Origin of the sequence: Actinokineospora fastidiosa, from assembly GCF_014648415.1 — a bacterium.
Taxonomy (GTDB): Bacteria; Actinomycetota; Actinomycetes; order Mycobacteriales; family Pseudonocardiaceae; genus Actinokineospora; species Actinokineospora fastidiosa.
This window is the reverse complement of record NZ_BMRB01000002.1, coordinates 171,562-183,393: the sequence shown is the minus strand read 5'-3', so window position 1 is coordinate 183,393 and position 11,832 is coordinate 171,562. Positions and strand designations below refer to the sequence as shown.

Here is an 11,832-nt window from a genome sequence, read left to right as displayed (position 1 = left end):
CACCCCGCCGGGGACCTGCGGCTCTGCGGCTCGGCGGAGAGGCGCGCGCATACTCGGTGGTGGCCGGAAGCGGAGACGTGGCTGGAGGCGGAGCATGAGGGGCGAGCAGCGACTTGAGGTCCTCGATCGGGAGCGGTGCCTGCGGCTGCTGGAGACCGTGCGGGTCGGGCGGCTGGTGTTCACCGAGGACGCGCTGCCCGCGGTGCAGCCGGTCAACTTCCGGATGCACGGGGACCGGGTCGTGATCCGGGTGGCGGGCGGGGGGAAGCTGGCGGCCGCGACCGGACACGCGGTGGTGGCCTTCCAGGCCGACGAACTCGACCCCGACCTGCGCAGCGGCTGGAGCGTCACGGTCGTCGGCCACGCCGAGCTCATCACCGACGTGGACGAGCTGCTGCTGCTGTCGGGCACCTGGCTCCGGCCTTGGGTGGACGGCCGCCGCGACCACTTCGTGCGGATCAGCGCGGAGAAGGTGACGGGGCGGCGCCTGCACGCCCCCGCCACCTCCGCCGCGGAGTGAGTCCTGGCGATCGCTCACCCCGAGTGCGGTCCTGAGCAGGACCGCCGCGGTCACGGCACCCGCTCCCACCCTCGGCGGGTCGGCCGGCTGCCCAGTTGTTCGTCACGGCTGCGATACACGACATAGGGCCTGGTCAGATAGCCCAGCGGCATGGAGAACACGTGCACCAGGCGGCTGAACGGCCAGAACGCGAACAGGGCGAACGCGACCAGCACGTGGAGCTGGAACCCGAGCGGGGCGGCGGCCATGAGGGCAGGCTCGGGCCGCAGGATGAGGATGGACCGGAACCACGGCGAGACGGTCTCGCGGTAGTCGTGCGGGTCCGCGGTGAGGTTGCCCAGCACGGTGGTGCCCAGTCCGAGCACGATGGCCCCGACGAGCAGCACGTACATGAGCTTGTCGTTGCGGGTGGTGGCCGAGAAGACCGGCCCGACGGTGCGGCGGCGGTAGACCAGGATCGCCGCGCCGAACAGGGTGCACGCACCCGCGAGGACGCCGAGCACGACGGCCACCACGTGGTAGGCGGTGTCGCTGATCCCGACGGCCTCGGTCCAGGACTTGGGGACGAGCAGGCCGCCGATGTGGCCGATGGCCACCAGCAGGATGCCGAAGTGGAACAACGGGCTGCCCAGCCGCAGCAGTCGGTTCTCGTAGAGCTGGGAGGAACGAGTCGTCCAGCCGAACTTGTCATAGCGGTAGCGCCAGATGTGGCCGACGACGAACACCGCGAGCGAGATGTACGGGACGGCGACCCACAGCAGGATGTCCAGCGCGCTCATCGGGGCTCTCCTCGTCCGGCGGGCATGTACTCCGGTGGGGCGAACGGGGCCAGCCCGACCTCCTCCTCCGGCGGGCCCTCGGCGGCCAGCCGGGCGACCGAGTCGTGGTCGCGCCTGCCCATCGGTGGCAGGGTGGCGCAGACGGAGTCGACGACGTGCGCCCACGGCGAGCCGTGCTCGTGCAGGCCGAGGCGCATGAGTTCCAGGCCCGCGCGGTGCTCGATCAGCAGTCGGGTGCCCACCGCGGCGTCGCCGCTCGCGGCGAACTCCAGGACGACGGCGAGGTGGTCAGGCAACTCGGCATCGTCGAGCACCAGGCCCGCCTGGCGGTAGGCGTGCTTGAACCTCAGCAGCGCCATGCCGCGTTTGCGGGTGTCGCCGTAGGTGAAGTAGGTCAGGTACGGGCTGAACCGCCTGCGATGGTCGAAGGTCGCCACGTAGTCGGCCGCCAGCTCCGTCAGCGGAGTACGCGCCAGGTGGTCCAGTGTCGTCCGCAGAGGCGCGCCGATGGCGTCGGGCAGCGTGGTGACGGCTGCGCTCAGCAGGGGCAGCCGCTCCAGAAGCGGCGGGTCGGGGTAGCCCATGAGCAGGGACTGGACCTGCCACGCGGTGGCGCGCTGGGCGTCGGTGGCCGTCATGGCTTGGGCTCCACTTCGCCTGCCGGGTCTCCGCCGCCGGGGTGTTCCCTGGGCGGGAAGAGACCGTCCGGGCGGCCCTTGCCGTCCCAGTTGAGCAGGTTGACCCGGTTGTCCTTGTCCAGCGGTGCGGCGATGGTGTCGGTGGTCTGCCGGTCGCGCAGCATCCGGAAGTTCTCCACAGCGATCGGGGAGGCGCCGCCGGAGTTCTCCCCGAACGGTCCCGATCCGCCCATGCCGGGGCCGCCCTCGTAGTCCAGGCTGCATTCGGTGGCCAGTTCCTCCAGGCCGTGGGCCTGCTCGGCGTGGGCGGGCGGGATCACGTAGCGCTCGTCGTACTTGGCCAGGGCGAGCAGCCGGTACATGTCGTAGACCTGCTCGCCGGTCATCCCGACTCTCATGGCGACCTCCTCCCGTGGCTCGCGGCCGAGGTTGATGTCGCGCATGTATGCGCGCATGGCCGCCAGCCTGCGCAGCACGGCGTTCACGGGCTCGACGTCGCCCGCGGTGAACAGCCGCGCCAGGTACTCGACGGGGATGCGCAGGGCCTCGATGGCGGCGAACAGGTTGCCGTGGTCCTCGGCGTCGTGCCCGGTGTCCCGCACGACGTCGACGACGGGCGACAGCGGCGGGATGTACCAGACCATCGGCATGGTCCGGTACTCCGGGTGCAGCGGCAAGGCCACCTTGAAGGTGGTGATCAGGGCGTGGACGGGGGAGCGCTGGGCGGCCTCGATCCAGTCGCGCGGAATGCCCGCGCGCTCGGCGGCGCGCACCACCTCCGGGTCGTTCGGGTCCAGGAACACCCGGCGTTGGGCCTCGTAGAGGTCGGTGTCGTCCGGAGTGGACGCGGCTTCCAGGACTCTGTCGGCGTCGTAGAGGACCAGGCCGATGTAGCGCAGCCTTCCCACGCAGGTCTCCGCGCACACGGTAGGCAGCCCGACCTCGACACGGGGGAAGCAGAAGGTGCACTTCTCGGCCTTGCCGGTGCGGTGGTTGAAGTAGACCTTCTTGTACGGGCAGCCCGAGACGCACATGCGCCATCCACGGCAGCGGTCCTGGTCCACCAGGACGATGCCGTCCTCACTGCGCTTGTAGATCGCCCCCGACGGGCACGACGCCGCGCACGAGGGGTTCAGGCAGTGCTCGCAGATGCGCGGCAGGTAGAACATGAAGGTCTGCTCGAACTCGAACCGCACCTTGTCCTCGATGCCCTTGAGCATCGGGTCCCGGTGCCCGTGGTCGGGCGCGCCGCCGAGGTTGTCGTCCCAGTTCGCCGACCACGTGATCTTGGTGGGCTCCCCGCTGATGAGCGACCGCGGCCGGGCCACCGGAGTGTGTTCCTGGAGGGGCGCGGAGGTCAGGGTGTCGTAGTCGTAGGTCCAGGGCTCGTAGTAGTCGTCGATGCTGGGCAGTTTGGGGTTGCTGAAGATGGTCAGCAGCTTGCGCAGCCGCCCGCCGCCCTTGAGTTTCAGCCTGCCGCGCCGGTTCACCGTCCAGCCGCCGCGCCACCGCTCCTGGTCCTCGTAGGTGCGCGGGTAACCCAGACCGGGGCGGGTCTCGACGTTGTTGAACCAGACGTACTCGACGCCGGAGCGGTTGGTCCAGGCCTGCTTGCAGGTGACCGAGCAGGTGTGGCAGCCGATGCACTTGTCGAGGTTCATCACCATCGCCATCTGAGCCATGACCCGCATCAGTAGATCACCTCCTGCGCGCGGCGGCGGATGACGGTCACTTCGTCGCGCTGGTTGCCGGTCGGGCCGAGGTAGTTGAACGCGAACGACAGTTGCGCGTACCCGCCGATGAGGTGCGACGGTTTGATGAGCAGCCGGGTCAGCGAGTTGTGGATGCCGCCGCGCTTGCCCGACGTCTCGGTGCGCGGCACGTCGATGAGGCGGTCCTGGGCGTGATGCATGTAGACGGTCCCCTCCGGCATGCGGTGCGAGACGATCGCGCGGGCGACGACGACGCCGTTGCGGTTGGCCGCCTCGATCCAGTCGTTGTCGGCGACCCCGATCTTGCGCGCGTCCTGCGTGGACATCCAGATGGTCTGGCCGCCGCGGGACAGGCTGAGCATGAGCAGGTTGTCCTGGTACTCCGAGTGGATGGACCACTTGCTGTGCGGGGTCAGGTACCGGACGGTGATCCCCAGCTCGCCCTGGTCGCCGACGCGGGGTTCGGCGAACAGCGCGCTCATGTTCAGCGGGGGCCGGAAGACGGGCAGCTGCTCGCCCAGCTCGGCCATCCAGTCGTGGTCGATGAAGAAGTGCTGGCGCCCGGTGAGGGTGTGCCACGGCTTCAGCCGCTCGACGTTGATGGTGAACGGCGAGTAGCGCCTGCCGCCGGTCTCGCTGCCGGACCACTCCGGGGAGGTGATGACCGGGACGGGCGCGGCCTGGGTGTCGGCGAAGGCGATCCGCTTGCCCTCGTGCTCGGCGGCCAGGTCCGCCAGCGCCGTGCCGGTGCGCTGCTCCAGCGTGCGGAATCCCTGGGTGGCCAGGTGCCCGTTGGTGGTGCCGGACAGCGCGAGGATCGTTTCGCACGCGTGCACGTCGCGGACCAGGGACGGGCGGCCGTCGGCCGGGCCGCCGCGGATCGAGCCGTTCTTGTGCCGCAGGTACTCGACCTCGCGCTCGACGCGGTAGGTGATGCCCTTGGTCGTCGCGCCGAGCGTGTCGGCCAGCGGACCCAGGGCGTCCATCTTCGCCGCGATCGCACCGTAATCGCGCTCGACCACGGTGAGCCGGGGCATGGTGACGCCCGGGACAGGTTCGCACTCGCCTGCCTTCCAGTCCCGCACGACGCCGTGCGGGGTGGCCAGCTCGTCCGGGGTGTCGTGCAGCAGCGGGGTGGCGACGACGTCCTTGCGCACCCCGAGATGCGTGGCGGCGAGCCTGCTGAACGCCTTCGCGATGGCCTGGAACGCCGCCCAGTCGGTGCGGGTCTGCCACGGCGGGGCGATGGCCGGGTTGAACGAGTGCACGAACGGGTGCATGTCGGTGGTGTTGAGGTCGTGCTTCTCGTACCAGGTGGCGGCGGGCAGGACCACGTCGGAGAACAGCGTGGTGCTGGTCATGCGGAAGTCCAGCGTCAGCAGCAGGTCCAGCTTGCCGACGGGCGCCTCCTCATGCCAGACCACGTCGCGGGGACGCGCGCGCGGCGGCGCCTCCTCCGCCCGCAGCGAGTTGTCGGTGCCCAGCAGGTGTTTGAGGAAGTACTCGTTCCCCTTGGCCGAGGACCCCAGCAGGTTCGCCCGCCAGACGCTGAGCACGCGCGGGAAGTTCTCCGGCGCGTCGGGGTCCTCGCAGGCGAAGCGCAGGCGCCCGGCCTTCAGCTCCGCCACGACGTGCTCGCCGACCGGCACGCCCGCCGATTCGGCGTCGTCGGCCAGGTCGAGGGGGTTGCGGTCGAAAGTGGGGTAGGAGGGCATCCAGCCCAGTCGCGCGGCCTGCGCGATGACGTCCGCGGTCGTCTTACCCGCCAGGTGCCCGCCCGCGGTCGCGGCGGAGAGGGTGTCGGCGCCGAAGTGGTCGTAGCGGAACTGGTCGGTGTGCAGGTACCAGTAGGCGGTCTGGATCATCTGCCGCGGCGGGCGGGACCAGTCCAGCGCGAACGCCAGCTGCGACCAGCCGGTGACGGGACGGCATTTCTCCTGTCCGACGTAGTGCGCCCACCCGCCGCCGTTGACGCCCTGGCACCCGGTGAGCGTGGTCAGGGCGAGGAAGGCGCGGTAGATGGTGTCCGAGTGGAACCAGTGGTTGGTGCCCGCCCCCATGATGATCATCGACCGGCCCCGGGACTCGGCGGCGTTCGCGGCGAACTCCCGCGCGATGCGCGCCGCGGCCTGAGCGGGCACGCCGGTGATCGGCTCCTGCCACGCGGGCGTGTAGGGCTCGGCGGCGTCGTCGTAGTCGCGGGGCCATGCCCCGGGCAGGCCGTCGCGGCGCACCCCGTACTGGGCCAGCAGCAGGTCGAACACCGTGGTGACCAGGTGGCCACCGACCCGGCGGACCGGCACGCCCCTGCGGACGGCGCCAGCGCTGTCGAACCGCGCCAGCTCGACCTCCACCGCGTCGTTCCCGGCGACGGACAACAGCGGGTCGACGTCGCCGAGGTCGAGGTTCCAGCGGCCCGCGCCCTGCTCGCCGTAGCGGAAGCCGAGCGAGCCGCCCGGCACCACCGGCGCCCCGGTGGCCGCGTCGAGCAGCACGGTCTTGAACGCGGCGTGCTCGCTGTCGGCGTGCCCGTCGAGGTCGGCGGCGGTGAGGAACTTGCCGGGGACGTGGGCGTCCCCCCGCTCGTCCAGCCGGACGAGGAACGGCAGGTCGGTGTAGCGCTTGACGTAGTCGGTGAAGTACGGGACCTGCTTCTCGACGAAGAACTCGCGCAGGACCACGTGGCCCATGGCCATCGCCAGCGCGCCGTCGGCGCCGGGCTGGACGGAGAGCCACTCGTCGGCGAACTTGACGTTGTCGGCGTAGTCCGGGGCGACCGCGACGACCTTCTGGCCCCGGTAGCGGGCCTCGGCCATCCAGTGCGCGTCCGGGGTGCGGGTGACCGGCAGGTTCGATCCCCACATGATCAGGTACCCGGCGTCCCACCAGTCGCCGGACTCGGGCACGTCGGTCTGGTCGCCGAACACCTGCGGGGAGGCCACGGGCAGGTCGGCGTACCAGTCGTAGAACGACAGCATCGACCCGCCCAGGAGCGAGACGAACCGGGCCCCGGACGCGTGGGAGACCATCGACATCGCCGGGATGGGGGAGAACCCGGCCACCCGATCGGGCCCGTACCGCTTGACGGTGTGCACGTGCGCGGCGGCGACCATCTCCGTCGCCTCGTCCCAGGAGGCCCTGACCAGCCCGCCCTTGCCGCGCGCCGCCTTGTACCGGCGGGCGCGTTCCGGGTCCTCGACGATGTCGGCCCAGGCGAGCACGGGATCACCGGTGCGGGCCTTCGCCTCGCGGTACATCTCCAGCAGGACGCCGCGCACGTAGGGGTAGCGCACCCGGGTGGGCGAGTAGGTGTACCAGGAGAACGCGGCCCCGCGCGGGCAGCCGCGCGGCTCGTACTCGGGCCGGTCGGGCCCGACCGAGGGGTAGTCGGTCTGCTGGGCCTCCCAGGTGATGATGCCGTCCTTGACGTACACCTTCCACGAGCACGACCCGGTGCAGTTCACCCCGTGGGTGGAGCGGACCACCTTGTCGTGGCTCCACCGGTCCCGGTAGAACTCGTCGGCCTGCCTGCCTCCGATCCTGTGCAGCGTCCGCAGGTCGTCGGAGACCTCGGCGCGGCTGAAGAACCGGCGGGTCCGGATCAGCGCGTCGGTCAGCCCGGTGTCCAGGCCCGGAGGTGGATCGGTATGGGTGCTCACTTGTGCACGGCTCCTCGTGGCAGTGGGGCAGGGTGCGGTCCGCGGGTGATCCAGAGGGCGGTTGTGACGCTAGTGGCGGCGCCGCGGCCTCGCAGAGGTCAGTGGGCGTGGACGCCCCGCCGCACGGCGGCCAGGGTGAAGGCGAGGGTGACCGCGGCGACCACGGCCAGCGCGGCCAACCCGAGGGCGTAGGAGCCGAACGCCCCGAACAGGGCGCCCATCACCAGCGGCGGGATGAAGCCGCCCAGTCCGCCCGCCGCGCCGACCACACCGGTCACCGACCCGACCGCCGAGGCCGGGGCCAGTAGCGCGACCAGGGCGAACACCGCCCCGCTGCCCGCGCCGAGCGCCGCGGCCATGGCCAGGAACGCGATGGTGCCCAGTGGCATCAGCGGCGGGGTGAACGCCTGCACGGTCGCGCCGAGCGCGACCACGACCAGCGACGCGGCCAGCACACGGACCGGGCCGACCCGGTCCGACAGCCAACCGCCGAGCGGGCGCAGCACGACGGCCAGCAGCACGAACCCGGCCATGCGGCCCGCCGCGTCGGCCTGCGTGAGGTTGTAGGCGGTCTTGAGGTAGGCGGGCAGGTAGACCGAGAACGCGACGTATCCGCCGAACACCACCGCGTACAGCCACGACGCCTGCCACGTCACCGACAGCCGGAGCGTCGCGGCCAGGCGCCGCCCGAACGAGCAGGCGGGCACGGTGCGCCCGGGGGCGTCCCGGAGGATCAGGGCTGCGGCGACCGCGTAGGCCGCCAGCACCGCCGCGGTGACGAGGAACGGCGTGGCCACCCCGCCCGCGTCCACCAGCGGCACGGTCGTGAGCGCGCTGACGGCCGTCCCGCCCATGCCCGCGCCGAAGACGCCGATCGCCAGCCCGCGCCGCCGGGGCGGGAACCACGCGTTGACGAAGGGCACACCGACGGCGAACGCGGTGCCGCCGAGACCGAGGAAGAAGCCACCGAGCAGCAACGCGGCCAGCGAGGAGTGCCCGAGCAGGCCGACGAACAGCACCGGCACGATCGTGACCGCCGAGACCAGCGGGAACATCACCCGCCCGCCGAACCGGTCGGTCAACGCGCCCACCGGGATGCGTCCCAACGATCCGACCACCACCGGTACGGCCACCAGCAGCGCCTGCTGAAACGAGCTCAGCCCCAGGGAGTCCTTGAACAGCGGTCCGAGCGGGCTCAACAGCGCCCATGCCCAGAAGTTCACTGCGAACCCGGCCGTGGCCATGGCCAGCATCAGCGTCGCGCGTCCGGCGGAGGTCGCGGAGGTCGCGGAGGTCGCGCTCGAGGGGCGGGGTGTCGAGGTCATCATCCTCCAGTCCATAGCTCGCGGGTCATCGAACGCACGCCCTGTCGGCGAGCACGTTCAGCGTCGATCACCGCCGCTGTCGCGGATAGGGCCCAGCGCCGCGCCGAGAAAAGGACGAACGTCCCTTCTCGCCACCGCGCGCGTCGTTCATCTGCCCAGGATGAACGCGGGCGCCGTGTTCAGTCGGCTCGGTCACCTGATCGGGTTCCTCCGCGCCGACGGGGTCGAAGGTCACGGTCCGGTGGGGACGGCCGACGCTGTCCCGGGGTGGGCGCCCGCGGCCACGATCGACTCAGTCGCCACACACCGGGAGCACTTTGATGACCGCAGGCACCGTGCAGTCCATGTCCATCGCCGATCTCCGTCCCGGGGACCCGGTCGTCCGCGTCGACGCGTGGTGGCGGGCGGTGAGACTCCTGTCCGTCGGGCAGGTCCACCTGCTGGACAATCCGCTGGCCGAGACGCTGCGGTCCGGGGACGTCACGTCGCGCCTGCGCGGGCACCGGGGCAGCGTCTCCGGCGCCACCCTCACCTGCGCCCACCTCAACCGGGTGTTCGCCGACCGCGACGGCGAGGACCTGCCCGAGATCAGCGGCTGGCGGTGGTACCGATGACCGCCACCGCCGCGCACTGGGCCCGCTGCCGCGACGGTGGCGCCGTCGAGATCCGGCGGCTCGGCCCCGGCGACGAGGACGCCTTGCGGCTGCTGCACGCCGCGCTGCCGCCCGAGGACCGCTACCTGAGGTTCTTCACCCTCGGCAGGTCCAACGCCGAGCAGTACGTGCGCAGCCTGACCACCGACCCCGACCACGCCCGCCCCGCGGTCGGGGCCTTCCGCGACGGGGCCCTGCTCGGCGCCGCCAGCTATGCGCGCACCGGGCCCGGCGTCGCCGAATTCGCGGTCTCGGTCGCCCATCACGACCAGGCGCACGGCATCGGGACCCTGCTGCTGCAAGACCTGGTCGAACGCGCCCGCGCGGACGGGGTCACCACCCTCACCGCCGACGTGCTCACCGCCAACCACCGGATGCTGCGGGTGTTGGACGACCTCGGTCTGCCCGTGCGCACCGAACGCGACGACGACGTCATCCGGATCACCATGCCGCTCGACGAGGACAGCGCTTCTCTCGACGCCTATCTCACCGCCGTGGACCAGCGAGCCCGCACGGCCGTCGTCGCGGGAATGGTCCCGCTGCTGCGTCCGGCGTCGGTCGCCGTGATCGGCGCGGGCAGGCGCGTGGACTCCGTGGGGCACGCCGTGCTGGTCAACATCCGCCGCGGCGGCTTCCCCGGCCAGCTCACCGCCGTGAACCCGCATGCCCGGTCGATCGCGGGCGTGCCGTGCGTGCCCAGCGTCGCCGACCTGGCCGAGCCGCCCGAGCTGGCGGTGGTGTGCGTGCCCGCGCCCGCGGTCCCGCGCGTGGTGCGGGAGTGCGCCGCAGTCGGGGTGCGCGCCCTCGTGGTGGTCACCGCCGGGCTGTCGGCTGCCGATTCCGCCGCGGTGCGCGAGGTCGTGCGCGAGCACGGGATGCGGATGGTCGGGCCCAACTGCCTGGGCATCGCGAACCCGCTCGCGCGGCTCGACGCGACCTTCATGGACCGGCCGCCGTTGCCCGGGCGGGTGGGGCTGGCCTGCCAGTCCGGCGGGATCGCGATCGGACTGGTGCGCGAGCTGTCGCGGGTCGGCCTCGGCGTGTCCACCCTGGTGTCCACAGGGGACAAGCTCGACATCAGCGGAAACGACCTGCTGCACTGGTGGTCGGCCGACGACGGCACGGACGCCGCGGTGCTCTACCTGGAGTCCTTCGGCGACCCGCGCCGCTTCGCCCGGCTCGCCAGGGCGCTGGCCCGGCGCAAGCCGCTGGTCGCCATCCGCGCCGGGGTCTCGGCCGAGGGCAGCCGGGCGGCCGGGTCGCACACCGCGGCGCTGGCCACCCCGGCGGCGACGGCCGACGCGCTGTACCGGCAGGCGGGGATCACCGCCGTCGACTCGACGGCCGAGGCCGTCGAGGTCCTGGCGCTGCTGCTCGACCAGCCGCTTCCCCCGGGGAGGCGCACCGCCGTGGTCACCAACGCGGGCGGCGCCGGTGTGCTCGCCGCCGACTCCTGCGCCGCCGCGGGCCTGCCGGTCGCCGCGCTCGGCGAATCGACGGTGCGCCGCCTCCGCGACCGGCTGCCCGCCACGGCGGCGGTCGGGAACCCGGTCGACACGACCGCGGTCGTCACCGCCGACGTCTTCGCCGAGTGCGTCGCCGCCGTGCTCGCCGATCCCGGCGTGGACGCGGTCGTCGCGATCACCGTGCCCACCGCGCTCGGCGACCCGGGGACCGCCATCGACCGCGTCGCGAAGACCGCGCTCGAACTCGGCAAGCCGCTCGTCGGAGTCCACATCGGACAGCACACTCCGGTGGAAGCGGGCGTGCCGCCCCGCTACGCCGACCCGGCAGCCGCGGTGCGCGCCATCGCCGCCGCGGCTGACCGCCGGTCCTGGCTGGACCGGCCCGCCGTGCCCGTGGCCGAGCCCGCGGACTTCGACGGCGGCGCCGTCGCCGCCCTCGTCGCCGATCGGCTCGCCGAACACCCGGAAGGCGTCTGGCTGGACCCGGCGGACAGCCTCACGCTGCTCACCGCGGCGGGCATCCCGGTCGTCGCCGGGGAGACCGTGCCGGACGCCGACGCGGCGGTGGACTTCTGGCGCAGGGTGGGTGTCCCGGTCGCGGTCAAGGCCGTCACCGGCGGCCTGCTGCACAAGAGCAGGGCCGGGGGAGTCCTGCTCGACCTGCGCACGGAGGCGGACGTGCGGGCCGCCGTGGCCGCCCTGCGCGACCGGTTCGGCGCCGGGCTGCGCTCGGTGTTCGTGCAGCCGATGGTGGGGCGTGGCCCCGAACTGCTCATCGGCGTCCGCAACGACCCGCGCTTCGGTCCGCTGGTGGCCTTCGGCGCGGGCGGCACCGACGCCGAGGCGCTGGACGACCAGGTGATGCGGCTGTGCCCGCTCACCGAGGGCGACATCGCCGAGATGAGCACCGCCCCGCGACTCGCCCGCGCCCATCCCGACCCGGCCGTCGCGGACGTGCTGCGCCGGGTGGCCCGGCTGGCCGAGACCGTTCCCGAACTGGCCGAACTCGACATCAACCCGCTCACCGCCGGACGCGCGGTCGACGCCCGCGTCCGCATCCTCCCCACCCTGAACAGCTGA

General features: G+C 72.3%; 8 protein-coding genes. 3 read left to right on the top strand and 5 right to left on the bottom strand.

From position 1 onward, the window contains the following. Positions 1-94: 94 nt before the first annotated feature. Positions 95-520 carry a pyridoxamine 5'-phosphate oxidase family protein gene (locus tag IEY98_RS10930; protein WP_189210324.1) on the top strand — a complete coding sequence of 142 codons (426 nt, stop codon included), beginning with the start codon at positions 95-97 and terminating at the stop codon, positions 518-520. A 50-nt stretch (positions 521-570) separates the two neighbouring features. Here the strand turns inward: IEY98_RS10930 and narI are convergent, their stop codons facing one another. The 5 genes from narI to IEY98_RS10905 form a co-directional block, all read right to left on the bottom strand. Beyond that, positions 571-1,299 (bottom strand): respiratory nitrate reductase subunit gamma, encoded by a 729-nt coding sequence (gene narI / locus IEY98_RS10925; protein ID WP_189210323.1) that lies wholly within the window; start codon positions 1,297-1,299, stop codon positions 571-573. Then, positions 1,296-1,937: a nitrate reductase molybdenum cofactor assembly chaperone gene (gene narJ, locus IEY98_RS10920; protein WP_189210322.1), complete on the bottom strand. Its 642-nt coding sequence runs from the start codon at positions 1,935-1,937 to the stop codon at positions 1,296-1,298. Before narJ ends, narI begins: the two co-directional genes overlap by 4 nt. Then, positions 1,934-3,628 (bottom strand): nitrate reductase subunit beta, encoded by a 1,695-nt coding sequence (gene narH / locus IEY98_RS10915; RefSeq protein ID WP_189210321.1) that lies wholly within the window; start codon positions 3,626-3,628, stop codon positions 1,934-1,936. The genes narJ and narH overlap by 4 nt, the downstream gene beginning before the upstream one ends. Next, entirely contained in the window at positions 3,628-7,308 is a 3,681-nt protein-coding gene (locus tag IEY98_RS10910) for a nitrate reductase subunit alpha (RefSeq protein ID WP_229786802.1), read from the bottom strand. The genes narH and IEY98_RS10910 overlap by 1 nt, the downstream gene beginning before the upstream one ends. Positions 7,309-7,406: 98 nt before the next feature. After that, on the bottom strand, positions 7,407-8,633 hold the full coding sequence (locus IEY98_RS10905; protein WP_189210320.1) for an MFS transporter: 1,227 nt from the start codon (positions 8,631-8,633) through the stop codon (positions 7,407-7,409). A gap of 320 nt (positions 8,634-8,953) precedes the next feature. Here IEY98_RS10905 and IEY98_RS10900 point away from each other — a divergent pair, with 320 nt between their 5' ends. After that, positions 8,954-9,247 (top strand): phosphoketolase family protein, encoded by a 294-nt coding sequence (locus IEY98_RS10900; RefSeq protein WP_229786801.1) that lies wholly within the window; start codon positions 8,954-8,956, stop codon positions 9,245-9,247. Beyond that, positions 9,244-11,832 carry a bifunctional acetate--CoA ligase family protein/GNAT family N-acetyltransferase gene (locus tag IEY98_RS10895; protein WP_189210319.1) on the top strand — a complete coding sequence of 863 codons (2,589 nt, stop codon included), beginning with the start codon at positions 9,244-9,246 and terminating at the stop codon, positions 11,830-11,832. The genes IEY98_RS10900 and IEY98_RS10895 overlap by 4 nt, the downstream gene beginning before the upstream one ends.